Origin of the sequence: uncultured Pseudophaeobacter sp. (assembly GCA_905479575.1) — a bacterium.
Taxonomy (GTDB): domain Bacteria; phylum Pseudomonadota; class Alphaproteobacteria; order Rhodobacterales; family Rhodobacteraceae; genus Pseudophaeobacter.
The window spans coordinates 22,797-47,777 of record CAJQNB010000024.1; the positions used below are offsets into that span (position 1 = coordinate 22,797).

Sequence of the window (24,981 nt, forward strand, 5' to 3'; positions counted from 1 at the left end):
TGGCTAAAGGCATGCTGTTGATATAGTCATCCGCATATCTACCCTGGAGATTTTATGTCCCGTTGAGGATGGTGCCTCCGGCACCGCTGCACAGTTCAAAACCACATCAGGCCGTTTTCAACATGCAACGGCACGGTTTGTGTGTGCTTCGTCTTTCTCAACTTTCCGAACTGCGTAAGACGCAGTTTTCTTCAAGGGACATGCCTGACATGATCAGACCCTATACTCCAGCGGACAAACCCGCTGTTCTTTCCATCTGGCGTGAAGCCAGTGCGCTCGCCCATCCGTTTCTTACGACAGAGGCCACGGATCAGGCAGAAGCCATGATCCGCGACCATTTCTTGGATTTGGCAGAAACCTACATGGCCGACGTCGCAGGTGCGCCCGTCGGTTTCATCTCACTGATCGACCACGAGGTCGGCGGGTTGTTTCTACGCCCTGCGTTTCACGGACGTGGCATCGGACGCGCGCTGATGGATCGCGCCGTTGCACGCAAAGGATATCTCGAACTTGATGTCTTTACCAAGAACTCCATCGGGCGTCGCTTCTATCAAAGCTACGGTTTCACCGCAGGAGAAGAGCGGATCAATGGCTTCTTCGGCCATCCCGAAATCCGCATGCACTTCGGCGCCGCCTGACCTTTATGGCGGAAAAGAAAAGGCCCCCCGGAAAACCGGGGGGCCACTCTATCTCAGTTTACTCTCAACACTCAGTGGCCGAGGATTTGGCTCAGGAACAGCTGTGTCCGTTCGCTTTGTGGGTTGTTGAAGAACTCTTCCGGCTCGTTCTGCTCCACAATCTGGCCGGCATCCATAAAGATCACCCGGTTCGCCACCTGACGGGCAAAACCCATTTCGTGGGTCACACAAAGCATCGTCATGCCCTCTTCTGCCAGTTCGATCATGGTGTCGAGCACCTCTTTGATCATCTCTGGATCCAGCGCCGAGGTTGGTTCATCAAACAACATGATCCGCGGCATCATGCAAAGCGAGCGGGCAATGGCCACACGCTGCTGCTGACCACCGGACAATTGGCCAGGGTATTTGTTGGCCTGATCCGGGATTTTCACCTTTTCCAGGAAATGCATCGCCCGTTCTTCGGCTTCTTTCTTGGGTGTTTTACGAACCCAGATCGGCGCCAGCGTGCAGTTTTCCAGAATGGTCAGATGCGGGAACAGGTTAAAGTGCTGGAAGCACATGCCAACCTCTGACCGGATCTTGTCGATGTTTTTCAGATCATTGGACAGCAGGGTCCCATCGACCTCAATCGAGCCCTGCTGGTGCTCTTCCAGTGCGTTGATGCAGCGGATCAGGGTCGATTTACCCGACCCGGACGGACCACAGATAACAATCCGCTCCCCCTGATTAACGGTCAGGTTGATGTCGCGCAGCACGTGAAACGACCCGTACCATTTGTTCATCTGGTTGATGGTGATTGCAATTTCGTCAGAGACTTGCATTTGAGAAGTGTCAGCCATTGTCCGGCCTCCTTATCGGTGACCAGTGGCGAGGCGACGCTCGAGCCACTGAGAGTATTGAGAAATGCCGTAGCAAACGATGAAGAACAGCAGCGCTGCAAAGCCCAGAAGCTCCCAGTAGACGCCGTTCCATTCGGTCGAGGCAAGAATAGGACCACGGATCATTCCCACGAGGTCGAACATCGAAATGACCGACACCAGCGTAGTATCCTTGAACAGGCCAACGGCCACATTCACGATACCCGGAATAGAGATCTTCAGGGCCTGAGGCAGAATGATCAGACGCATCGCCTGAGGGTAATCCAGACCCAGACTGTCCGCGGCCTCATATTGTCCCTTTGGCAAAGCCGCGAGACCACCCCGGATCACTTCGGCGATATAGGCCGCAGAGAATAGGGTGATCATGATGACCACACGCAGGAACAGATCCACAGATGCATCCGGCGGGAAGAAGTAGGACAGCATCACCGAGGCCACAAAGAGCAGCGTGATCAGCGGCACGCCGCGCACGAACTCGATAAAGACCACGCAGATCCATTTGATCAGCGGCATAGAGGACTGACGTCCCAAAGCCAGGGCAATCCCCAATGGCACCGACAGCGACACGCAGGTCACACCCAGCATCATGTTGAGCATAAAGCCACCCAGATCCCGCGAGGGCACTGCCGACAGCATCGCCGTGTCCGACGCGCCTTCAGGAATGAGCATCCCGCCGACTTTCCAGATCACCAGGGCCGCAACGATGGACCCAAAGAACCCCGCTGCAAAGCTGCTCTTGCCAAGGTACTGAAACACAACCGCAGCAACAGCAAAGCCAACCAGGGCAACAACAGGCACCATGAAAGCGCCGCCCCAGATCAGCCAGAAGGCCAGGAAGGGGTAAACAACGGTAAAGGCCAACAGCTTGCGCGGCAGGTCAAAGAACAACACCGGTGCCAAGGCGATCAGCAACAGGACCAGCGCCAGGTTTGGCCGCCAGTATTGGTCTGTGGGGTATTTGAACCCATAGAGCAGTTGATTCCAGCGCTCAGTCAGGACCGAGAAACAGGCGCCAGACTTACCATCCAGAATCTCGCGACACTCAGCCAGCGAAGAGGTGGTCCAGATTCCGTTCAGCATCCAGGGTAGGGTATTGCTGAGCAGGGAATAGAGCAGAGCTAGGGAAAGAAGCGTCAATATACTGTTGGGAATGTTTGAGAACAGGTTCTCGCGCACCCACTTATAGGCACCAGTATCACGCGCAGGCGGCGGCGATTCTGGAATGACGCTTGTGGCGACAAAGGCAATCGGATTGTTTTGTTTATCGCTCATGGCTCAGCGCTCCTTCAGCTTAACGGAGGCGTTGTAGACATTCATCACCATAGAAATCATCAAGGATGCGGTGAGATAGAACAGCATCAGCAACAGCACGCATTCAATCGCCCGCCCGGTTTGGTTCAGGGTAACCCCGCCCAGTGTTGCGGTGATATCCGCATAGCCCACGGCGATCGCCAGCGAAGAGTTTTTGGTGATGTTGAGAAAGTTGGAGATCAGCGGCGGGATAATCACCCGCAAAGCCTGGGGCAGAACCACCAGGTTCATGATCCGGCCAGGACGCATACCCAGGGCCGCAGCCGCCTCGGTCTGGCCTTTTGAGATCGCCTGGATGCCAGCACGGACGTTTTCCGCGATAAAGGCGCCGGTATAGATCGACAGCGCGAACCACAATGCGATCAGCGGGCCACCAATTTTGATACCGCCCTTAAAGTTAAAGCCCTTCAGCTCTGGCACTTCCCAGGTCAGTCCCATCACAAGCATCAGCAGGGCAAAGGGAACAATCCAAACCGCCAAGTTGACAAAGAGGGTGTTGGGACGAATGCCCGTTGCTTCCTGCTTTTGGGTTGCACTGGCGTTCACCATGCGCATCACAAAAAACGATCCTACCAGAACCGCGAGAACCAATAGCCAGTTCAGGGCAGCGGAGGCAAACAGCCCGCTCTCGAACAATGGCATCGGGGTGTAGACGCCGCGGTTGGTAAAGGCAAAGAGGTCAAACACCATGCTGGAAGATGGGTCTGCACCACGAAAATCGCGTGGACCCGGCATAACGGCCGTCATGATGGTGAAAATGATGATGATCCAGATCAGCACCGGAATGTTGCGAAAGATCTCAACATAGACGGCCATCAGTTTTGACACCAACCAGTTGTTCGACAAACGCAAAACACCGGCAATGACGCCAAAAAATGTCGCCGTAATACAGGCTAAGAAGGCCACCAAAAGCGTATTGAGAATACCCACAACAGCGGCGCTGGCATGGCTGGACTGGCTGTCATATTCGATAAGACGTTGAGCGATGTCATAGCCAGACCGATCGCCCAGAAAACTGTAGGAAATGTTCAGGCCAGCGGCGCGCAGGTTCTGAATGAGGTTATTGCCCAGGTACCATATGGCCAAGGCCAGGACCAAGGCGGCTATCGCCTGGAAGGTCAATGATCGATAGCGGGTATCGTTGACCAGCATGGAGAGCCGGAACTGCTCCTGCGGTGGGTCAGTGAGAGTTGACATGAAAGTGATCCCCGTAGCTCATAGATCTACCGTTCGGCGGGGTTGGCTCCCCGCTCGTGTCAGATCTAAAGCGTTTTTTGGTTGGATAGTGTCAGAAGGAAAAAGGGCGCAGGATATCCTGCGCCCCTTCCTAAATGGATCTTAGCGGAAAGGAGGCGCGTACAGCAGGCCGCCTTTGGTCCACTGTGCGTTCAGGCCACGTGCCAGACCGATAGGTGTTGCTTCACCGATGTTATCAGCAAAGACTTCACCGTAGTTACCGCCAGCAGCGATCGCGTTCTTGCCCCAGTCAGCCGACAGACCAAGCATCTCACCCAGGGTACCTTCGGTTCCCAGGAGACGGTTGATTTCAGGGTTGTTGGTGCCAGCCGCCATCTCATTGATGTTGGCCGAAGTGACGCCCAGCTCTTCAGCTGCGATCAACGCGTTCAAAGTCCAGCGCACAACGTCGCCCCACTCGTGGTCGCCATGACGAACCAGCGGGCCCAGAGGCTCTTTGGAGATGATTTCGGGCAGCAGGGTGTGTGCATCTGGTGCTTCGAATGTGGCACGGGTTGCGGCCAGACCGGAGGCATCGGTGGTGTACACGTCACAGGCACCAGCCAGATACTGCTGCTGTGCTTCAGCGTTGGTTTCGATTGGAACAGGCTCATAAGAGATGTTGTTCGAGCGGAAGAAGTCCGCCAGGTTCAGCTCGGTAGTGGTACCAGTCTGAATGCAGACAGTGGCGCCATCGAGTTCTTTGGCCGAGGAAACACCCAGCTCTTTAGGAACCATGAAGCCCTGACCGTCGTAATAGTTCACGCCAGTGAATTCGAACTTCAGGTCAACATCGCGCGAAAAGGTCCAGGTGGTGTTCCGGGCCAGCATGTCGATTTCGCCAGACGCCAGCGCGGTAAAGCGGGTCTTGCCAGTTGTTGGCACGAATTCGACAGCGGTGGCATCGCCCAGTACAGCGGCTGCAACAGCGCGACATACGGCAACGTCAAAGCCTTCCCATTCGCCGCTGGCATTTGGAGCCGCAAAGCCCACCAGACCGGTGGTGACGCCGCAGTTCAGTTTGCCGCGGGCTTTGACGTCGTCCAGAGTGCCAGCCGCAGCTGCACCAGCAGACAGACCAGCAATGGTCAGCGCGCCCAAAATTACGGTATTTTTCATATTTACCTCTTCCTGATTTTCCACCTATTGCGGTGGTTTTTTTTGCCCGACACAGGGGTGCCGGAAATGGTGTGAACTGGGGTGAAACCCCAATTCGTACAGGGAGTTTGGGCGCATTCATCAACAAACGTCAAGTGTGTGATCATGAATTTCGATGTCCGCATAGCGAACTCTGCACTAATAGATACAAAATTTCTGAATAGTGATCAGTCTCGCAATTTGCTGTCTTCTTAACAAATGTCGTAGAAACTTTTTGCGTGTAGAAAGGCGGATCGCTTCAACTCTGCAGTCTCTTGCGCCTCCTCATCGACACCCCATTGTTCTTCTTGCCAGGTCTCGTCCAGGCGCGATATCTGCCAAATATCATCCGCTGTGCGCCAATTATGGGCAGCCGCAAAGCCCAGGACCAGGGATCCGGACATCGAAACCAGGTCGTGAAAGGCCGCGAGTTGGAAATTGTTCAGATCGTGAACCGCATCGCGCAAGACCGACAGGGCCGCAGGATTCTGCCGCGCATGCAGCAGGCCCTGGCGGGTTTCAAGCCGCGCACCCAGGGTATCTTTGGCCCAATCCAAGGCAGGGTCCCAATGCGCGGCCTGACGCGCCACCAGCTCCTGCGGGCTGTCCGCGCGGTAGCACAACAGGTCCGAATCGCCATAATCCGCCAGCATGTCGGCGACTTCAGCATGCTGATTCGCGACCTTATCAATGGCGGCATTGGCCGAGCGGGTATAGGGCATGGTTTCGGGATTGATCCCTTCCACCTGCGCATCCCACTCCGCAGCAATCGCCTCTGCCATCTCAAGACTGGGCAGGGTCAGGGAAACCTTCGCAGGTGTCTTTACCCCGCGCCCATCCAATAGAACCGAGAATCCGCCATCAACTTCGACCGCAGAGACCTCTTTCCAGAACCGCTTTTGCTTCCAATCACTCATCTCTCATGTCTTCCAGATCTGTTGCAACAAGGGCGCCAACTGGTCAAAACTGCTGATGATATGATCCGCCCCCAGCTCAGCCGCCGGATGATAGCCCCAGTCAACTGCGATGGTGCGGACGCCAGCGGCGCGCCCCATATCAATGTCAAAACTCGTGTCACCGATCATCACCGCATCTGCAGGTTCAACACCGGTTTCAGCCAGCGCAGTCAAAATCATCGACGGGTGCGGTTTGGAGGGATGGTGATCCGCAACCTGCCGGGTGACAAAACAGTCTAACCCGTGGGCGGCAATCAAGGCATCCAATCCACGTTGTGATTTGCCCGTCGCGACCCCAAGCAGATACTCTGGCACCGCATGTAGCTGCGCCAGAACTTCGGCAGCGCCCGGAAACAGCGGCGAATGCCCTGCTCCCTGCGCCAGCCGTTTGTCCATATAGGCTTGCTTGTAGCCCGCGACCAACTGCGCCCGCACCTCTGAAGGGTGGCTCGGCGCCAGCTGGTCCATCGCCAAAGGCAGTGACAATCCTACAATAGACAGGATCTCAGCCCGCGCCGGGACCACCAGCCCCTGCCCCTCAAAGGCAAAACGCATGGCCGCTGCGATGGCGTCCTGACTGTCCGCCAGGGTGCCATCCACATCAAACAGGATCAGCCGCAGGTCTGCGCTCACATCAGCCCCTCAAACGGGTCATCTGCCGCCAGGTCTTCGGTCCAGCCAAAGGTCTCCCAGCTCTCCTTCATGTGATCCGGCAGCTCCGCCGTCATCACGATGTCTTTCTTGGTGGTTGGGTGTTCAAACACCAGACGACGGGCGTGCAGATGAAGCTTTTTGCTGATCACACCGCCCAGCTGAGCCCCCCAGCCATCGCCCAGGTTTTCCTGACCCGAGCCACCGTATTTGCCGTCGCCAATAATCGGATGGCCAATCTCTGCCATATGTGCCCGCAGCTGATGGGTGCGCCCGGTGACCGGCTCCATCGCAACCCAAGAGGCCCGTCCCGCCACCCGGTACAGGGTGGCGTAATAGGTATGGGCCCGCTTGGCGCCTGGGGTTCTGTCGATCTCATTGGGATGCACGGCGATCATTTTTTCGCCCTCCCCGCTGGCGCCATGTCCGCCTGCCTTGACCAGACCTGCCTTGATCTCGCCCAGGTAGGGCGTCGGAACGCCCGCAACCAGCGCCCAGTAGATCTTGCGGGTGTTGCGATGGCGAAAGGCCGCTGTCAGCGACTTGGCCGCCAGCCGGTTGCGCGCCAGCACCAGAACACCAGAGGTATCCTTGTCGAGACGATGCACCAGACGGGGCTTTTCCTCTGCATCAAAACGCAGGGCATCCGCCAGGCCATCGACGTGCTTGGTGGTGCCGCTGCCACCCTGCACCGCCAGACCCGCCGGTTTGTTCAGCACGATGACATCGTCATCTTTGTAAATGACACAGCCCCGGATCATCTTGGCGTCGGCCTCGGAAATCCGCGCCACACGGGGGGCTGCCGGTTTCAAATCCGACTCCGCCAGGGGTGGCACCCGCACCACCTGCCCGGCTGCAACCCGCGTATTGGCCTTGACCCGCCCACCATCCAGACGCAGCTCGCCCTTGCGGCACATCTTCTCAATCCGGCCCTGGTTCACATGGGGGAACAACCGACGCAGCCAACGGTCGATCCGCTGGTCGTCATCCGCCTCGGCTACGGTAATCATCTGTACGCCGCTCATGCGAACACTCCTCTTGCGAGCCAAAGGCCCAAAAACAATCCGCCAACCGACAGGCCAACAGAAAGCAAAACATAGACCGCAGCCTGCCCCAGGGCGCCACGCTCAATCAGATTGGCCGTCTCCAGCGAGAAAGCCGAAAAGGTGGTAAAACCACCCAGAAAGCCGGTCATCACCAAGGGGCTAAGGTGAGTCACCCCTTTTTGGGCCGCCACCACCACAAAGACCCCCATCAAAAAGGAGCCAATCACATTCACCGAGATAATGGCGAGCGGAAACTCCTGATGGCCAACCAGGCGCAAAACACCCAGGCCCGTCAGATAGCGCAGCACCGCTCCGCAGGCGCCGCCAAGGGCGACCAGAGATACCGTTGAAATCATCAAGGGTCTGTGGCGCGACCGGAACAGGATGTCAAGTTTTAGCCGCTATGCAGCACGTCCCCTGCCTCACATCCGAACAGCTGGGACACTCGCCCCAAAAAAAACCAAACAGGGGAGACATGAAAACAACACCTATAATCACTGCATTGACCTGCCAGGGCAAAGCCGAGCAGGCTGAACGCCACTCTGACCCATTTGTCCAAGACGGCAAAACGGATGCGGGCAAAACACGACGGTTCAAATTTACGGCGATTGATTGCAGTTCACGTCAATAAGGCCCCCCAGAAGATGCCCCCTTCCGCTTCATCTTTCCCAAAATACCTCCGCCGGAGGCTGCGGTTTTCCAGCAGGGAAAGCCGCTTTTATGAGTTGCGCTGCAATCGAAGCTTGGCAAAATACTCTGATCGCCGTTTCAACTCGCGCTCAAAGCCGCGCTCCACTGGCTGGTACAGCACGGGGCGGCGCACCCCATCGGGAAAGTAGTTCTGTCCCGAAAACCCATCCTCGGCATCATGGTCGTAGGCATAGCCATCGCCATAGCCTTGTTCCGCCATCAGCTTGGTTGGCGCATTCATGATATGTTTAGGTGGCGGTGCTGATCCGGTTTCCTTGGCCAGACGACGTGCCGCCTTGATGCCGACATAGACCGCGTTGGATTTGGGGGCCAGCGCCAGATAGACCGCCGCATTGGCCAGAGCCAGCTCGCCTTCGGGGCTGCCTAGGCGCTCATAGGTGTTCCAGGCATTCAGGCAAACCGTGTTGGCCTGTGGATCCGCCAGACCGATATCCTCGGTCGACATCATGGTTAGGCGCCGGGCCAGGAATCGCGGATCCTCGCCGCCCTCCAGCATCCGCCCCAACCAATACAGCGCCGCGTCCGGATCGGACCCCCGGATGGATTTATGCAGTGCCGATATGAGATTATAGTGCTCGTCACCGGATTTGTCATATTTGGAGGCCCGTCGCATCAACCGGGTTGCCAGGGCCTCGCGCCCCAGCGGGATGTCCACCCGCCAGGCCGCAACCTGTTCAATCAGGTTGAGCAGCGTACGCCCGTCGCCATCGGCCATTTCATGCAGCGCATCCCGCGCCTCACCACTCAGCGGCAGCGCTTTGCCCAACTCCCGCTCGGCCCGCTGGGTCAACAACTCCAGATCCACCAGCGACAACCGCTCCAGCACCAGGACCTGCGACCGCGACAGCACAGCGGCGTTCAGCTCAAACGAGGGGTTTTCAGTAGTGGCGCCAACCAACAAGATGGTGCCATCTTCCATATAGGGCAAAAACCCATCCTGCTGCGCCTTGTTGAAGCGATGGATCTCATCGACGAACAGCAGCGTGCCCTGACCATTTTGGCGCCGGATCTTGGCGGCCTCAAACACCTTGCGCAGGTCTGGCACCCCGGTAAAAATCGCCGAGATCTGGACAAAATGCAGATCCGTTTCCCGTGCCAGCAACCGCGCGATGGTGGTTTTCCCCACCCCGGGCGGACCCCAGAAAATCAACGACGACAACGAGCCCGAGGACAGCATCACCCCCAGCGGCGCCTCTTCGCCCAGGACCTGCGCCTGGCCGATCACCTCTGCCAGCGATTTGGGGCGCAAACGATCCGCCAGCGGCCTGTTTACCTCGGCAGCCGCTTCAGCTTCGGGCTTTGCATCACTGTCAAATAGATCCGCCATCGCTCAGCGCCGCATATGCAGGCTGACCCGCTGCCCACGCCGGTTCAGATCAAACCGAAGACGGCGACCGGCCTGCTCCAGCAGAGCTGGCACATCTTCGGAGGAGGTCACCTCCTTGCCATTGATGGCCAGCAGGATATCGCCCGCTTTGATCCCGGCGCGCGCCGCGTAGGGGCCTGGATCCAGCACCGCAACCCCAGTGGCCGAAAGCGGCAGCTGCAGACGAACAATGGCAACAGGGTTGATCAAGCCGACGGTCAGCCCCGGCAACACACTGTTTTCATTCATTACCACAGACCGCGTCGGCGGGTCATTGGGGGCGGTAAACATCTCTACCACCAGAGTTTCGCGTATGTCACCGCGCAGCCGTGTCACCATCGAGGTACCATCCAGACCAGCCACCGACATGCGAAACACCATTTCCGAAGGAGAATTCACCACCTGGCCATCCACGTCTGTAATCACATCGCCGACCTCAAATCCTGCCTTGGCAAAGGGGCTTTGCGGATGCAATTCAGAGATAACCATTCCTTCAGGCAGATCCATACCCAAGGAGGCTGCCAGATCCGCATCCACCGGCTGGCCCGCCATACCGGCCCAGGGGCGCTGAAAGCCCTCCGAGCCAGCCTGCGCCTGTTTGACAAACTCACGCACCAAATTGGCCGGAATGGCAAAGCCGATGCCGTTGGAGCCGCCAGAGCGGCTGAGAATACGGGTATTGATGCCGATGAGATCGCCATTCACATCAATCAACGCACCGCCCGAGTTACCCGGGTTGATCGGCGCATCGGTCTGAATGTAATAGCCAAAGCCCTCCCCCGAGGCGGTGCCACTGCGCGCCAAGCCCGAGACAATGCCGCTGCTCACGGTCTGGCCAACGCCAAAGGGGTTACCGATGGCCAAGGCCAGCTCGCCAACTTCGACTTCGTCACTGTTGCGCAGGGTCAAAAACGGCAGATCTGCGGCGTCTTCCAGCTGCAAAATGGCCAGATCGCTTGCCTGATCGGCCAGGACGACGCGGGCCTCATATTCGCGCTTATCCGTGGTCACCACCCGAATTTCAGTCGCCATCGCCACCACGTGGTAGTTTGAAACAATGATGCCGTCCTGTGACAGAATCACCCCTGACCCGAGTGAGCTTTCAACCCGTGGGCGCGGGTTGGAAAAGTTGCGGAAGAAATCCTCAAAGAAGGGATCGTTCATAAAGGGAGAGCGCTGGTGTTGCTGGCGCACGATCTTGGCGTAGATATTCACCACCGCTGGCGCCGCCTGCTTGACCAGGGGCGCAAACCCAAGCGAGATTTCGGTCTGGGATTGCGGCACACGGGTTTCCGCCTGCGCTGGGAGCCCTACAGCGAGAGCAAGAACCAAAGATAGGGCAAAGCGGGCGAAAGAAGCAGTACGGATCATGGGATCTCCCGTAAAAGTGTTACTCTAGGATATGCTTCTGCCGAGGCCCAAATGCAAGCTTTGCCAAGGAGACCCGGTCTGGGTCCTCCCAGTCCGACAACAGGACGGGAGCAACCCAGATCTGCGGTCGTTTCACCCCGCCATTTGATTGGGCCGTGCCCGGCGCGCTTTGACAGCATCCGCCAGCTTATGCAGTTCCGTCACGGTGTCGTCCCAGCCAATGCAGCCGTCGGTGATCGACTGGCCGTAGGTCAGATCGCCCTTGCCCAGATCCTGACGCCCGGCGACCAGATGGCTCTCCACCATAACCCCGGTGATACGCTGCTCGCCTGCCCGCAGCTGGTCACCGACATCCTGCAAAACCAGCGGCTGTTTGGCCGGATCTTTGTCGCTGTTGGCGTGGCTGGCGTCGATCATCACATGACCGCGAATACCGTCCTGTTCAGCCTTCTGACAGGCGGCATCGACTGAACCCGCATCATAGTTGGTCCCACCGCCGCCCCGCAGGATCAGGTGGCAATCCGGGTTGCCGCTGGTGGCCGCAATTGCCGCGCGACCATTTTTGGCCAAGGCCATGAAATGATGCGGATGCGCGGACGAGCGCACCGCATCAATGGCGATCTGCACATTGCCCCGGGTGCCATTTTTGAACCCCACAGGGCAACTGAGCCCCGAGGCCATCTCGCGGTGGATCTGGCTCTCGGTGGTGCGCGCACCAATAGCGGCCCAGGCCATCAGGTCCGACAGGTATTGCGGCACCGCCGTATCCAGGAATTCGGTCCCCACTGGTAGCCCCATCTGGTTGATATCAAGCAAAAGCTTGCGCGCCATCTCCAGCCCGTCATTGATACGGAAGGAACCATCCAGGCCGGGATCATTTACCAGCCCTTTCCAGCCGCTGATAGTGCGGGGCTTTTCGAAATAGACCCGCATCACAATTTCCAACTCGCCCGCCAGCTCTTCGCGCAGGGGTTTTAGACGCGCAGCGTAGTCCAAGGCCGCCACAGTATCATGAATCGAACAGGGGCCGACAACAACGACCAAGCGATCATCGGCGCCGCGCAGCACCTTTTGAATATCAGCGCGGCTATCCAACACGGTCTTGCTGGCCAGATCATTGCTGGGCAGTTTCTCTGCCAGCTCATCCGGCGAGATCAGCTCCTGCATATCGGTGATGCGGAGGTTTTCAATATGGGGTGTCATAGTCCTAAGGTTCCTTGCGGGAGGCCCTTTTTGCGTGGCGGCGGATACAAAAAAACCGCCATCTGCTGAGGGCGGTTGGTGTGGTATCTGCTTTTGCGCACTATGTCATCTGCACGCCAAGACCCCTCCGTCCGCCTGTCGGCCCGGATAAAAATAAAACCAGATTGCAGCATAGGTTTGGGTCATGTGGGCGAAGCTAGCGGAGATTCGCCAGACTGTCATCAGGAAAGTTGAAAGCGGTTTTTCAAAACCGCGCTAGCCAAGCTTTCGCAAGACCTCATCGAAAGGACAACGTCTGCTTTGAACCCGGAGTGCGCCCATATTTCACCACGGTGAAAGCCGTTTTTTACGAACCACTCTACAGTTTGCAAAAGCAAATTCAGATGGTCGGCTTTGTTCCCGCTCGGCAGCTGAGAATCTGAGGCGCATCGTTTGAGTTCTTGAGGTGGCCCAAACAGGCCACCTCAATCTTGGGCAGATCAGATAGCGATCTTCGGCTCCAACTCAACCGACCAAAGCTCCACATCTGCGCTGTCCATCAAGCGCACAGTCATCACGCCCGTATTCGCCGCAATGTCGACTTTGCCAAAGAACTGCAACCCGTCGCTTGGCGGCAGGTTGGCTTGCCCTTCTTCAGGATGTTTTGCAAAGCGCACTTCGGGACCAAAGGTGTTGTCGTATTCGGAGGGGCCGAATGTACCGGCATGCAATGGACCGGAGACAAATTCCCAGAACGGTTCAAACTCCTGAAAAACAGCGCGGTCAGGCGAATAGTGATGAGCGGCGGTGTAATGCACATCTGCAGTGAGCCACACAGTGTTGGTGATCTCGGCGGTTTTAATGAACGACAGGACTGCGGCGACATCCTTTTCACGGCCCAGGACCGGGCCATCGCCGTTTGCACCGTTTTCCATGTTGTCACCATCTCGCACCATCATGCCAATTGGCATGTCGGCCGCGATGATCTTCCATGTTGCGGTAGAGTTCACCATCTCGCGTTTCAGCCAAGCAAGCTGTTCCGCGCCCAGGAACGGAGTGCCTTCAGCCTCGGTGTTCGCCGTGTTGTCGCCGCGATAGGTCCGCATATCGATCACGAAAATATCCAGCAACGGGCCGTAGGACACCTTGCGATAGACGCGCATCGGTTCCGACAGAACCTGACGGGTTGGCATCATTTCGTGGAACGCGCGTGCGGAACGGGCTGACAGGACCTGCAGTGATTTCTCCGTATAACGGTCATCCGCAGTCAACATTTCATTGGGATACCAGTTATTTGTGACTTCGTGGTCGTCCCACTGAGAAATCATAGGCACGGAGGCATTAAACGCCTGCACGTTTTTATCCATGTAGTTGTACAAATGCTGGCCGCGGAATTCGTCCAAAGTCTCAGCCACTTTCATCTTGGCGGGTGTGACGATGTTTTTCCAGATAGAGCCGTCGTCGAGTGCGACTTCTTCTTGCAACGGACCATCGGCGTAGACCGTATCACCGGAATGCAGGAAAAAATCAGGCGCGTGACTGTTCATCGTCGCATAGGTGGTCATGCCGCCGCGATCTTCGTCAATACCCCAACCTTGACCAGCCGTATCGCCAGACCAAACAAAACTGATGTCCCGGTTGCCCATGGGCGCGGTCCGGAAAGTGCCGGTCATCGGCTCTGAAAGCGTGCCGTCGGCAAGATCGGACATTGTTACGCGGTAAAAAATATCCTGATCGCTTGGCAGTCCGGTGAGCGCCAGCTTGCCTGTGTAATCGGTCGGTGTTCCAACTGCCAATGCGGGAACAGCGCGCGCGTCTGTCATGCTTTCGGTGGTTGCCCACTCGACAAGCATCTTGGCCTCGCGATCAGCGCGGCTCCAAATGACAGCGCCATCATGGGCGACATCACCAGACATAATGCCATGGGTGATCAGTGGACGCGATTGCGCTCTCGAAAGGGATGGCATGGCAATGGTAGCAGAAAGTGCGGCCGTGCCCAAAAGCGCTTGGCGACGGGTAAATGTGATGCGAGGCATGGGAATGTGATCCTAATCAGATGAGATACCGATGCTTAACGCGGTGCAAGTTTCAGCTCATTGACAGTGGTATGAAAGTTAAATGAACTTCAGCGACATCTGGGTAAAGGCGGTTTACTGACACGATCTACAAGCTCTTTCATACGGTCAAAGCCGACCTTCGTCGTAGCGCCTTGAACGACAGCATTGCCGCAGATACTGCGCCTGCAAAGGCCGTCGTGTTCCAATGCCCAACCTGCGCTCGGCCACCCACCCCAATACCCCAACGGGGCCAGCGCGGTGGATTTGTGACGGAGCGCAAAACCCGTAAAGTGGTCCGACGCTAGAAAATTCATGGTCAGAGATCATTACAACAAAAAGCCCCCGCTCCAAAGGAGCGAGGGCCATGCCATCTGACGATGTCAGACAGTCTTATTCTGCGTCGTCAGCTTCGATTTCTGCAGCAACGCGCGCCTTGTCGGCGGCGCCTTTGGCAGCAACGTCACGATCGACGAATTCGATGATCGCCATAGGCGCCATGTCACCATAGCGGAAGCCCGCTTTCAGGATACGAACATAGCCGCCCTGGCGGTCTTTGTAGCGGGGGCCAAGCACATCAAACAGTTTGGAGACATACTGGTCTTCTTTCAGGCGCGCGTTGGCCTGACGACGGGCGTGCAGGTCGCCGCGTTTTGCCAGGGTGATCATCTTTTCGATGATGGGGCGCAATTCTTTTGCCTTGGGCAGAGTCGTTTTGATCTGCTCGTGCTCGATCAGCGAGCCAGCCATGTTTGCAAACAGGGCCTTACGGTGCTCATGAGTACGGTTCAGGCGGCGGTAACCACGTGCGTGACGCATTGTTCAATTCCTTCTTTCGCGTTTTGCTTTGTCTGTCAGCCGATGCGTGTCAGCTGCTCTCCTTGGGGCATGTGCCCAGATATTCCCCGCCAGCGCGGGCATTGTTTAAGGGCAGACCTGGGCCTGCCCTCAAATTCTGTGTGACCGAGTGAGGTTCTTAGAACGTGTCTTCGAACTTCTTGGCCAGATCTTCGATGTTGTCTGGTGGCCAGTCCTCGACGTCCATGCCGAGGTGCAGCCCCATACCGGACAGCACTTCTTTGATCTCGTTCAGCGACTTGCGGCCAAAGTTTGGCGTGCGCAGCATTTCTGCTTCGGTCTTCTGGATCAGATCGCCGATGTAAACGATGTTGTCGTTCTTGAGGCAGTTTGCCGACCGGACAGACAGTTCCAGCTCGTCCACTTTCTTCAGCAGAAGCGGGTTGAACTCGAGACCATCGTCTTCGTCCTGACGGTTCGCCGACTCGGGCTCTTCGAAGTTGACGAAGATCGACAGCTGGTCCTGCAGGATACGCGCGGCATAGGCCAGGGCGTCATCCGGGGTAACGGAACCGTCTGTTTCGATTTTCAGCGTCAGCTTGTCATAGTCCAGCACCTGGCCCTCACGGGTAGGCTGAACGTCATAAGACACCTTTTTCACCGGCGAGTAGATCGCATCGATTGGGATCAGACCAATGGGTGCGTCTTCTGGCTTGTTCTTATCGGCAGAGACATAGCCCTTGCCGGTATTCACAGTCAGTTCCATGAACAGGTCAGCGCCGTCATCCAAGTGGCAGATAACATGCTCGCGGTTCAGAACCTCGATGCCTGCGGACTCAGAGATGTCACCGGCGGTGACAACAGCTGGGCCTTTGGCATTGATCGACAGGCGCTTGGGGCCTTCGACGTCCATGCGCAGGGAAACACCCTTGAGGTTCAGGATGATATCGGTGACATCTTCACGAACGCCAGCAACGCTGGAGAATTCGTGCAGAACGTTGTCGATCTGTACGGATGTGATCGCGGCACCTTGCAGCGAGCTCATCAGAACACGGCGCAGCGCATTGCCAAGCGTCAGGCCAAAGCCACGCTCAAGCGGTTCGGCAATAATTGTTGCCTGACGTGCGGGATCGTTGCCCGGCTTTGCTTCAAGCTGCGTTGGCTTGATCAGCTCTGCCCAATTTTTATGGATCATGCAGTCCCTCCATTCCTGTCTGTACCTCATGTCCGAAGGTGCAGACGCCCGAGGTTTAAAATGACGGACTGGGGCCCGGCAAACAAGCGGGGCCCCAGCGTAAGTCTCGAAGTCTTAGACGCGACGACGCTTAGGTGGACGGCAGCCATTGTGTGCCATCGGCGTTACGTCGCGGATCGAGGTGATGTTGAAGCCGATTGCGGCCAGAGCGCGCAGAGCAGATTCACGACCGCCACCGGGGCCCTGAACTTCAACTTCAAGAGTTTTAACACCGTGATCCTGTGCCTTTTTGCCGGCATCTTCTGCCGCCATCTGAGCCGCATAAGGAGTCGATTTACGCGACCCTTTGAAGCCCATGGAACCAGCAGAGGACCATGCGATCGCATTACCCTGAACATCAGAGATCAGGATCTTGGTGTTGTTGAACGATGAGTTCACATGCGCAACACCAGTTGCGATGTTCTTACGCTCTTTTTTCTTCGTACGAGTCTTATCGCGTGCCATTGATCAAACCCTCCCTTACTTCTTCTTACCGGCAATGGCCTTTGCGGGGCCTTTGCGAGTGCGAGCGTTGGTGTGGGTACGCTGACCGCGAACGGGCAGGTTACGACGATGGCGCAGGCCGCGGTAGCAACCCAGATCCATCAGACGCTTGACGTTCATCTGAACTTCACGACGCAGGTCACCTTCAACGGTGAAGTTTGCATCGATGTGCTCGCGGATGGCCAGAATTTCGGCATCAGACAATTCGTTGACGCGACGGGCCGCATCAATGCCAACAGCTTCGCAGATTGCGGCAGCCGAGGTGTTTCCGATTCCGGTGATATAGGTGAGGGCGATAGGTACCCGCTTAGCAGCGGGGATGTTTACGCCGGCAATACGTGCCACGTGTCACTTTCCTTTTCGTTGCGGTTCCGTAGCTCCAGAACCTTTTTTCACAACGCTCGACCCTGGCAGTTCAGCCGTTCAGCCCAGCATTTTGAGGTGGTCATGCAGGCAAAAGAATCTGCCCACATGGAATCATCCCACAAAGGGATGGGGTTGCGTATGAGGATTTGAACAGAGCGTCAACCCGTCAAGAGATGAACCAGACCTTTTTCATCAAAAGGTGGGCTTTTCAGCCAATTGGCGTCACGATGCGCAATTATAAAACCGCAGTGGCTCTGCGTCACCCGTAAAAATGGAGATGACGCCCGGTTGGTCGGGGTCGCGGACAATGGTGAACAGCTGCGGCACAAACTCCGGCCCTGGCATCTGGCACTGGCCCACGTGGGTGGTCACATCATAGACCTGCCATTGGTACAGCGCCTTGGGCGTGAAAGAGCAGAAATACTCCAACGAGCTATAGCCAGTTTCATTCAAGAGCAGCCCGCCGTCCCCCGCATAGTCAAGATCGCCATCCGGGCTCGACATCACTATGTCACATCCCTCCGGACTATCGACAAGCAAATGCTGGGCCTGCAGCGGCAGGGTGAAGGAAAACAGGACAATGGAATGCAGAAGGAATTTCATCAACTGGGCTTTCTCCAAAATGGGATGGGTCAGGATCACTATAGGCTGCTTGTTTCAGATTTTGTAAACGCACAGCCTGTTTCAGACAGAAACAGCCAACAAAGACACTCTCACCGCCAAGCGTCCCCAAAATCGTTTCCAGCACCCCAACAAAAAAGGGAGCAACGAGGCTCCCTTTTTCGATATCAGATCTCAGCTTGCAGAGTTTACTCAGCCAGAACCGCTGCAATATCCGCTTTTACAGCGTCCATATTCTGCAATCCATCAACGGACTGCAGATCGCCCTTGGCGTAGTAATAGCCCAACAGCGGCGAGGTCTTTTTGTAATACTCCATCAGACGGGTCTTGAGGCTTTCCTCATTGTCGTCTGCGCGGCGCTTTACCTCTGTGCTGCCACAGTTGCTGCATTTGCCATCCGCAGGCCAGGGCTTGGTCTGGTCGTGGTAGACTTCACCGCAACCGCCACAGGTGGAGCGGCCGGTGATGCGCGCAACAAGCGCACTGTCATCCACTGCCATCTCAATCACCGCGTCCAGGGTCAGGCCCGTTTCCGCCAGCAATTCACCCAAAGCATCAGCTTGCCCCAGGGTCCGGGGGAAGCCATCAAAGATAAAGCCTCCTTCGGCGCCTTCCACGAGCTTTTCGCGGATCAGACCAATAACGATCTCATCTGTGACCAGCTCACCGCGGGCAATGACGTCGGCAACCTTTTTTCCCATCTCCGAGCCACTGGACTGCGCGTCGCGCAGCATATCACCAGTGGAGAGCTGAACCATGCCGCGCGCGTCGGTCAAATGACGCGCCTGCGTCCCCTTACCCGCACCGGGTGGCCCTAAAAGAATGATATTGGTCATCGGCGAGAGGGCCCCCGTTTTGCTCGTTTCTTGTTCCGGCCACGCAGCTGGCTCTTCTCGATGAGCCCCTCATACTGGTGCGCCAACAGGTGGCTTTGCGCCTGCTGAATGGTGTCCATGGTCACGGAGACCACAATCAGCACCGATGTACCGCCAAAGTAGACCGGGAAGGCAAACTGGCCACGCAGCACTTCTGGAAGCAGGCAAACCACCGCCAGATACATCGAGCCAAGTACCAAGATGCGGTTCACCACATATTCGATATATTCGGCAGTCTTCTTGCCTGGGCGAATACCGGGCACAAAGCCGTTCTGGTTCTTCAGGTTATTGGCCACATCCTCGGGCTTGAAGGCCACGTTGAAGGTGTAGAAATAGGCAAAGAACACAATCATCGAGACAAAGAACAACAGGTAGAGCGGCTGGCCGGGGCCAAAGTTGGCCAAGAGCCAGGACATCACCGGACCGTTGGTTGCACCGGATGAGAAAGCCGAAATCGTGGTTGGCAGCAGCAGCAGCGAGCTGGCAAAGATCGCTGGGATAACGCCCGCGGGGTTCACTTTCACTGGCAGATGCGAGGACCCACCATCATAGACCTTCATGCCGACCTGGCGGCGCGGATACTGGATGTGGATCTTGCGCAAGGCGCGCTCCATGAAGACCACAAACATGATCACCGCAACCACCATCAGCATCACACCAATGATCACGGCTGGGCTGATTGCACCGGAACGGCCAGAGGCAAAGAACTGCGCAATCGAGGCCGGAACCTCGGCGATGATGCCGACAAAGATGATCAGCGAGATACCATTGCCCAGGCCGCGCTGGGTGATCTGCTCACCCAACCACATCAGGAACATGGTGCCACCCACCAGGGTGATCATGCAGGCCATACGGAAATACATGCCCGGATCAGTCGCCAGGTCACCGGCTTCCAGCGAAACCGCGAGGCCATAGGCCTGCGCTGTCGCCAGCGCCACAGTGCCATAGCGGGTGTATTGATTGATTTTCTTCTGGCCCTGGGCACCCTCTTTTTTGAGCTGCTCAAGTGCCGGGACCATGGAGGTCAGCAACTGCACAATGATCGAAGCCGAAATATAGGGCATGATCCCGAGGGCAAAAATGCCCATCCGGCCAAGGGCGCCACCGGTGAACATCGACACCATGCCGCCAATGCCCTGCCCTGCCGCTTCCATAAAGTTGCGAAGCGCGCCTGAGTCGATGCCAGGAACCGGAATGAAGGTTCCGAGGCGATATACGATCAAAAGGCCAAGCGTAAACAAGATGCGATTGCGCAGATCCGTGGCTTTGCCAAGTGCGGACCAGCTGGTGTTCGCTGCCATTTGTTCTGCTGCTGATACCATGAAATGGGTCTCTTTTTGCAAAAACGCCGCCCGGAGCCCTTTTCCGGCTCGGACGGCGTATAGGGAAACTGATGACCTATGTAAGCGGCAATCTCGCCGCTCACAAGCCGTTACTCAGCTGCGGCTGCTGTTGCCACGGTCAATGCGCCACCGGCCTTTGCAACTGCTTCGATAGCAGCAGCGGATGCGCCGGTTACGGCGATGGTGGCTTTTGCGGTCAATTCACCTTTGGCCAGAACGCGGACACCGTCTTTTTTGCGACGGATCAGACCGGAAGCCACCAGGCTGTCTTCGGTGATCGAGGCTGCGTCCAGCTTGCCCAGGTCGATGAATTTCTGGATCAGGCCCAGGTTCACAACGGCGTATGCTTTGCGGTTTGGCTTGTTGAAGCCACGCTTAGGCAGACGCTGGTACAATGGCATCTGACCACCTTCGTAGCCATTGATCGAAACACCCGAACGGGATTTCTGACCTTTGATACCACGGCCACCCATTTTACCCTTGCCGGAGCCGGGACCACGGGCAACACGCATGCGTTTTTTGGCGGCACCTGGATTGTCGCTGAGTTCGTGAAGTTTCATTTCGCTTCTCCTTCGCCGGATGTGATCCCAGAAGCGTAAACAGGATCAACCACGGCATGTCTTTGATATATGATTCCATGACCCCAAGAGGCCACCGTGTGCCTATAGCCGCCCAGCCCCCCCGGATCAAGCCCTTGCGGATCTCGCCCCCCTCACATTGACGCCATGCCAAAAGTTTATTGGACAGAGACGGTTTCAGAATCAAAAAAACGTCCCTGTTGAAACAGAGACGTTTTTACGATCAGGAGCGAGGGAGGAGAGCTCTGGCTGATCGGGTTACAGGTGGTGAACGTGTTTGCGCGCGATATCGGCGATATCGCAGCGGCGGACACCGATGTCTGCCAGCTCGCGATTGGTGAGACGCGACAGCTGCGCATAGGTGCGCTTGTACTCACGGTTCATCGCCCAGTTTGCACTGGCCTGCGCCACAAAAGCCCGCAGACGCGCGGTGATACCAAAGTCGGTGGTGGTGTTTTGAACAAATGCCAATTGGCTATTCCTTAGCTGCGGCTGAGACCCATTTCCCAACCCTTTTTCTAACCTGTTTAGGTGTCTCTGGAATAAAGGAATAAATTTGTTACAAACAACCACTGCAACAAGACAACCCGCTATGCATTCGATGCATAGGCCGGGCTCATGGTCGCCTCGACCAGGGTGACGGGCAGAGCCCCCCCCCGCCACAAAAAAAGACGCCCCCGGTTTCCCGGAGGCGTCCTTAATCAGTCATTCGAAAGAGGCTTAGTCGCGCTCTTCGATGATCTCTACCATGTGAGAGACCTTGCGCACCATGCCACGAACTGAAGGAGTGTCTTCGAGTTCACGGGTTTTGTGCATCTTGTTCAGACCCAGACCGATCAGCGTCGCGCGCTGGTCGGCGGGGCGGCGGATCGGGGAACCGATCTGCTTAACAACGATTGTTTTAGCCATTGTCCGTCTCCTTACGCTTCTGCTGCTTCAGCAGCAGGTGCTTCGTCCCGCTTGGGCAGGATATCGGCGACCTTTTTACCACGACGCTGAGCAACCGAACGGGGGCTCTGCTCTTTGGTCAGGCCATCAATGGTTGCACGGATCATGTTGTAGGGGTTCTGCGAGCCGATCGATTTGGACACAACGTCTTTGACGCCGAGCATTTCGAAAACTGCACGCATTGGACCACCAGCAATAATACCGGTACCTTCAGGAGCCGTCCGCATGACAACTTTGCCGGCGCCGTGGCGACCTGCAATGTCGTGGTGCAGGGTACGACCCTCTTTCAGAGGCACACGAACCATCTGACGCTTGGCCTGTTCAGTGGCCTTGCGGATCGCCTCGGGGACTTCTTTGGCTTTACCTTTGCCAAAGCCGACGCGGCCCTTTTGGTCACCAACAACAACCAGTGCTGCAAAACCAAAGCGCTTACCGCCTTTTACGGTTTTGGATACACGGTTGATTGCAACCAAACGATCCGCAAATTCGGGTGTCTCATCACGGTCGCGGCGATTGCCACGGCGGTTATCACGTTCTGCCATAAAGCATTCCTTTGTGTGTGGCGACGAGCGCCAATTGTTCCAATCCTGGTGAGGCGCGCCCAAAGACGCGCCTCCCGGATCATCGGGGTGGCGAAATCGCCACCCGCAAGTCTTTAGATCTTGAGGCCGCCTTCACGCGCAGCGTCGGCCAGAGCCTTCACCTTGCCGTGGAACAGGAAGCCGCCACGATCGAAATACGCCTCAGAGACGCCAGCCGCCTTGGCACGTTCGGCGATAACCGAACCCACTTTGGTTGCTGCTTCGATGTTGTTCTTGCCTACAAAGCCAAGATCTTTTTCCAAGGTCGATGCGGACGCCAGAGTCTTGCCTGCCAGATCGTCGATCAGCTGAACCGAGAGGTTCTTGTTCGAACGGTGGACAGAAAGACGCAGACGGCCAGCGTTGACCTTGCGAAGTTTGTTCCGGACGCGCAGGCGACGCTTCAGAAACAGGGTACGTTTGCTGTTTGCCATTGTGCTGGTCCTTACTTCTTCTTGCCTTCTTTGCGGAAGACGAACTCACCCTTGTAGCGGATGCCTTTGCCCTTGTAGGGCTCGGGACGGCGCCAATCACGGATCTTCGCCGCGACTTCGCCCACCTGCTGCTGGTCGTTCCCTTCCACAACGATTTCTGTCTGCTTCGGCGCGGTGATGGTAACACCCTCCGGAGCAACAAATTCGACATCGTGGCTGTAACCGAGGTTCAGCTTCAGGGTATTCCCCTGCATCTGAGCCCGGTAACCCACACCCTGGATCTCCAGCTCTTTCTTAAAGCCGGTGGTCACGCCGGTTACCAAGTTGGCAACCATGGTGCGGGACATACCCCACTGCTGACGGGCGCGCTTGGACATGCCGCGAGGCGTGACCGAAACAGCGTTGTCTTCAACAGTCAGAGTGACATCGTCGGTTGCAGTGAAGCTGCGGGTCCCTTTGGGACCTTTGACTTCGATGCTCTGGCCGGACACTGCAGCGGTTACACCGCTGGGCAGGTCGACCGATTTTTTACCAATACGGGACATCGATTAGGCCTCCTTAGAAGACGGTGCAGAGCACTTCGCCGCCAACATTGGCTGCGCGTGCGTTTGCGTCCGACATCACACCCTTGGGGGTGGAGACAATCGACACACCCAGGCCCTGACGGACCGACGGGATGTCATTGACGCCCATGTAAACGCGACGGCCAGGTTTGGAAACCCGCTTCACTTCACGAATGACAGGATCGCCGTCGTAGTACTTGAGACTGATTTCCAGCGCCGGATGGCCGCGTTCATCAGTGGATTTCTCGTAGCCGCGGATGTAACCCTCGTCTGCCAGCACGTCCAGAACCCAAGCCCGCAGCTTTGACGCTGGGGAGCTTACGGTGGATTTGCCACGCATTTGCGAGTTACGGATACGGGTGAGCATATCGCCGATAGGATCGTTCATATCTGTCTCTCCCTTACCAGCTCGATTTCACCATACCGGGGATCTGGCCATTCGAGCCCAGTTCCCGCAGCGCGATCCGGCTGACCTTCAGCTTACGATAGTAAGCGTGAGGACGACCGGTCAGCTGACAACGGTTGTGCAGACGAGTTGCCGAAGAATTCCGCGGCAGTTTGGCCAATGTCAGGCGCGCTTTGAAACGCTCTTCCATCGACTTGGATTCGTCATTCGCGATTTCTTTCAGCTCGGCGCGTTTTGCGGCATATTTTGCCACCAGACGCTCGCGCTTTTTCTCGCGTTCGATCATGCTTTTCTTAGCCATGTCTCTACTATCCTTCCCGCGCTCAGCTATTGAAGGGCATGTTGAAAGCTTTCAACAGTGCCTTCGCTTCGGCGTCGGTTTTCGCGGTTGTGGCAATCACGATATCCATGCCCCAGTTTTCGTCGATTTTATCAAAATCGATTTCTGGAAACACGAGATGCTCTTTCAGACCCATGGCGTAGTTGCCACGGCCGTCAAAGGAGGTACCCGATACGCCGCGGAAGTCACGGATACGGGGCATCGCGATGGTGATCAGACGGTCCAGGAATTCAAACATCCGGTCGCCGCGCAGAGTAACCTTTGCGCCCATCGGCATGCCTTCACGTACACGGAAGCCAGCGATGGAGTTCTTTGCCACAGTGGTCAGAGCTTTCTGGCCAGCGATGGTGCTGAGATCAGCCTGAGCGGATTTGGCTTTTTTGCTGTCACGAACAGCAGCCCGGCCGCAGCCAATGTTCAGAACGATTTTTTCCAGCTTCGGCAGCTGCATGTCGTTCTTGTAGCCAAACTCTTCTTTCAGGGCGCCACAGATGGTGTCCTTGTAAAGAGTCTTCAGACGTGGAGTGTAGGTTGCATTATCAAGCATCAGACAGTCTCCCCAGTCGTTTTGGCGAAGCGGACCTTTTTGTCGTTTTCCATGCGGAAGCCAACGCGGGTTGCTTTGCCATTGGAGTCGAGCAGAGCCAAGTTCGACAGATCGACTGGCAGTGCTTTGGGCAGACGGCCGCCCTGTTCGTTCTGCGATTGACGGGTATGGCGGATCGCCATGTTCAGCCCATCAACGATCGCCTTGCCGGCTTTGGGATCAACAGAAGCAATTACGCCCTCTTTACCCTTGTCCTTGCCGGACAGCATGACAACCTTGTCGCCTTTGCGGAGTTTAGCAGCCATT

30 protein-coding genes are annotated in these 24,981 nt (G+C 56.7%); 1 reads left to right on the forward strand and 29 read right to left on the reverse strand.

Annotated features, from left to right (window positions below; genetic code table 11):
• Positions 1–209 precede the first annotated feature (209 nt).
• Positions 210–638 (forward strand): GNAT family N-acetyltransferase, encoded by a 429-nt coding sequence (locus QZ268_RS08640; RefSeq protein WP_295451037.1) that lies wholly within the window; start codon positions 210–212, stop codon positions 636–638.
• Positions 639–709: 71 nt separating this feature from the next.
• Here QZ268_RS08640 and QZ268_RS08645 read toward each other — a convergent pair whose 3' ends face one another.
• The 29 genes from QZ268_RS08645 to rplX all read right to left on the reverse strand — a co-directional run bounded on the left by QZ268_RS08645 (position 710) and on the right by rplX (position 24,980).
• The gene (locus tag QZ268_RS08645) at positions 710–1,477 is read right to left on the reverse strand and encodes an amino acid ABC transporter ATP-binding protein (RefSeq protein ID WP_039966281.1); all 768 of its coding nucleotides are present in this window, start codon (positions 1,475–1,477) and stop codon (positions 710–712) included.
• Between the two features lie 12 nt (positions 1,478–1,489).
• Entirely contained in the window at positions 1,490–2,788 is a 1,299-nt protein-coding gene (locus QZ268_RS08650; RefSeq protein WP_295451042.1) for an amino acid ABC transporter permease, read from the reverse strand.
• 3 nt (positions 2,789–2,791) lie between these two features.
• Entirely contained in the window at positions 2,792–4,024 is a 1,233-nt protein-coding gene (locus QZ268_RS08655) for an ABC transporter permease subunit (protein ID WP_295451045.1), read from the reverse strand.
• Positions 4,025–4,165: 141 nt separating this feature from the next.
• Positions 4,166–5,182 (reverse strand): amino acid ABC transporter substrate-binding protein, encoded by a 1,017-nt coding sequence (locus QZ268_RS08660; RefSeq protein WP_295451048.1) that lies wholly within the window; start codon positions 5,180–5,182, stop codon positions 4,166–4,168.
• A 230-nt stretch (positions 5,183–5,412) separates the two neighbouring features.
• The gene (locus tag QZ268_RS08665) at positions 5,413–6,117 is read right to left on the reverse strand and encodes an ATP12 family protein (protein WP_295451051.1); all 705 of its coding nucleotides are present in this window, start codon (positions 6,115–6,117) and stop codon (positions 5,413–5,415) included.
• Between the two features lie 3 nt (positions 6,118–6,120).
• Positions 6,121–6,789: an HAD-IA family hydrolase gene (locus QZ268_RS08670; protein ID WP_295451054.1), complete on the reverse strand. Its 669-nt coding sequence runs from the start codon at positions 6,787–6,789 to the stop codon at positions 6,121–6,123.
• Positions 6,786–7,832, reverse strand: a complete 1,047-nt coding sequence (locus QZ268_RS08675; RefSeq protein ID WP_295451057.1) for an RluA family pseudouridine synthase — start codon at positions 7,830–7,832, stop codon at positions 6,786–6,788. The genes QZ268_RS08670 and QZ268_RS08675 overlap by 4 nt, the downstream gene beginning before the upstream one ends.
• Positions 7,829–8,209 carry a fluoride efflux transporter CrcB gene (crcB, locus tag QZ268_RS08680; protein WP_295451059.1) on the reverse strand — a complete coding sequence of 127 codons (381 nt, stop codon included), beginning with the start codon at positions 8,207–8,209 and terminating at the stop codon, positions 7,829–7,831. The genes QZ268_RS08675 and crcB overlap by 4 nt, the downstream gene beginning before the upstream one ends.
• 362 nt (positions 8,210–8,571) lie before the next feature.
• The gene (locus QZ268_RS08685) at positions 8,572–9,891 is read right to left on the reverse strand and encodes a replication-associated recombination protein A (RefSeq protein WP_295451061.1); all 1,320 of its coding nucleotides are present in this window, start codon (positions 9,889–9,891) and stop codon (positions 8,572–8,574) included.
• A gap of 3 nt (positions 9,892–9,894) precedes the next feature.
• Positions 9,895–11,301: a trypsin-like peptidase domain-containing protein gene (locus QZ268_RS08690; protein WP_295451064.1), complete on the reverse strand. Its 1,407-nt coding sequence runs from the start codon at positions 11,299–11,301 to the stop codon at positions 9,895–9,897.
• Between the two features lie 132 nt (positions 11,302–11,433).
• Positions 11,434–12,504 (reverse strand): 3-deoxy-7-phosphoheptulonate synthase, encoded by a 1,071-nt coding sequence (locus tag QZ268_RS08695; protein WP_295451067.1) that lies wholly within the window; start codon positions 12,502–12,504, stop codon positions 11,434–11,436.
• 479 nt (positions 12,505–12,983) lie between these two features.
• Entirely contained in the window at positions 12,984–14,519 is a 1,536-nt protein-coding gene (locus QZ268_RS08700; protein ID WP_295451069.1) for an alkaline phosphatase D family protein, read from the reverse strand.
• A gap of 411 nt (positions 14,520–14,930) precedes the next feature.
• On the reverse strand, positions 14,931–15,356 hold the full coding sequence (rplQ, locus tag QZ268_RS08705) for a 50S ribosomal protein L17 (protein ID WP_295451071.1): 426 nt from the start codon (positions 15,354–15,356) through the stop codon (positions 14,931–14,933).
• 157 nt (positions 15,357–15,513) lie between these two features.
• Positions 15,514–16,530, reverse strand: a complete 1,017-nt coding sequence (locus QZ268_RS08710) for a DNA-directed RNA polymerase subunit alpha (RefSeq protein WP_295451073.1) — start codon at positions 16,528–16,530, stop codon at positions 15,514–15,516.
• Between the two features lie 114 nt (positions 16,531–16,644).
• Positions 16,645–17,034, reverse strand: coding sequence for a 30S ribosomal protein S11 (rpsK, locus tag QZ268_RS08715; RefSeq protein ID WP_009810843.1), 390 nt, complete (start codon positions 17,032–17,034; stop codon positions 16,645–16,647).
• 15 nt (positions 17,035–17,049) lie between these two features.
• A complete protein-coding gene (gene rpsM / locus QZ268_RS08720) occupies positions 17,050–17,418 on the reverse strand; it encodes a 30S ribosomal protein S13 (RefSeq protein WP_295451077.1) in 369 nt (122 codons plus the stop codon).
• A 243-nt stretch (positions 17,419–17,661) separates the two neighbouring features.
• Positions 17,662–18,042 (reverse strand): hypothetical protein, encoded by a 381-nt coding sequence (locus QZ268_RS08725; RefSeq protein WP_295451079.1) that lies wholly within the window; start codon positions 18,040–18,042, stop codon positions 17,662–17,664.
• A 206-nt stretch (positions 18,043–18,248) separates the two neighbouring features.
• Positions 18,249–18,896, reverse strand: a complete 648-nt coding sequence (locus tag QZ268_RS08730) for an adenylate kinase (protein WP_295451081.1) — start codon at positions 18,894–18,896, stop codon at positions 18,249–18,251.
• A complete protein-coding gene (gene secY, locus QZ268_RS08735) occupies positions 18,893–20,257 on the reverse strand; it encodes a preprotein translocase subunit SecY (protein WP_295451083.1) in 1,365 nt (454 codons plus the stop codon). The genes QZ268_RS08730 and secY overlap by 4 nt, the downstream gene beginning before the upstream one ends.
• Before the next feature lie 110 nt (positions 20,258–20,367).
• Positions 20,368–20,838, reverse strand: a complete 471-nt coding sequence (rplO, locus tag QZ268_RS08740) for a 50S ribosomal protein L15 (protein WP_295451085.1) — start codon at positions 20,836–20,838, stop codon at positions 20,368–20,370.
• A 276-nt stretch (positions 20,839–21,114) separates the two neighbouring features.
• Complete coding sequence (locus QZ268_RS08745; RefSeq protein ID WP_295451087.1) at positions 21,115–21,327, reverse strand: DUF1127 domain-containing protein; 213 nt, start codon at positions 21,325–21,327, stop codon at positions 21,115–21,117.
• A 249-nt stretch (positions 21,328–21,576) separates the two neighbouring features.
• On the reverse strand, positions 21,577–21,765 hold the full coding sequence (gene rpmD, locus QZ268_RS08750) for a 50S ribosomal protein L30 (protein WP_009810836.1): 189 nt from the start codon (positions 21,763–21,765) through the stop codon (positions 21,577–21,579).
• An 11-nt stretch (positions 21,766–21,776) separates the two neighbouring features.
• Entirely contained in the window at positions 21,777–22,346 is a 570-nt protein-coding gene (gene rpsE / locus QZ268_RS08755) for a 30S ribosomal protein S5 (protein WP_295451091.1), read from the reverse strand.
• Positions 22,347–22,459: 113 nt separating this feature from the next.
• Complete coding sequence (rplR, locus tag QZ268_RS08760; RefSeq protein ID WP_058335703.1) at positions 22,460–22,819, reverse strand: 50S ribosomal protein L18; 360 nt, start codon at positions 22,817–22,819, stop codon at positions 22,460–22,462.
• A gap of 11 nt (positions 22,820–22,830) precedes the next feature.
• A complete protein-coding gene (gene rplF, locus QZ268_RS08765) occupies positions 22,831–23,364 on the reverse strand; it encodes a 50S ribosomal protein L6 (RefSeq protein ID WP_295451096.1) in 534 nt (177 codons plus the stop codon).
• Between the two features lie 13 nt (positions 23,365–23,377).
• Positions 23,378–23,770 carry a 30S ribosomal protein S8 gene (gene rpsH, locus QZ268_RS08770; RefSeq protein WP_122071980.1) on the reverse strand — a complete coding sequence of 131 codons (393 nt, stop codon included), beginning with the start codon at positions 23,768–23,770 and terminating at the stop codon, positions 23,378–23,380.
• A 13-nt stretch (positions 23,771–23,783) separates the two neighbouring features.
• A complete protein-coding gene (gene rpsN / locus QZ268_RS08775) occupies positions 23,784–24,089 on the reverse strand; it encodes a 30S ribosomal protein S14 (protein WP_054463230.1) in 306 nt (101 codons plus the stop codon).
• A gap of 22 nt (positions 24,090–24,111) precedes the next feature.
• On the reverse strand, positions 24,112–24,675 hold the full coding sequence (gene rplE / locus QZ268_RS08780; RefSeq protein ID WP_232405473.1) for a 50S ribosomal protein L5: 564 nt from the start codon (positions 24,673–24,675) through the stop codon (positions 24,112–24,114).
• The gene (gene rplX, locus QZ268_RS08785) at positions 24,675–24,980 is read right to left on the reverse strand and encodes a 50S ribosomal protein L24 (protein ID WP_295451109.1); all 306 of its coding nucleotides are present in this window, start codon (positions 24,978–24,980) and stop codon (positions 24,675–24,677) included. Before rplX ends, rplE begins: the two co-directional genes overlap by 1 nt.
• Position 24,981: the final 1 nt, after the last annotated feature.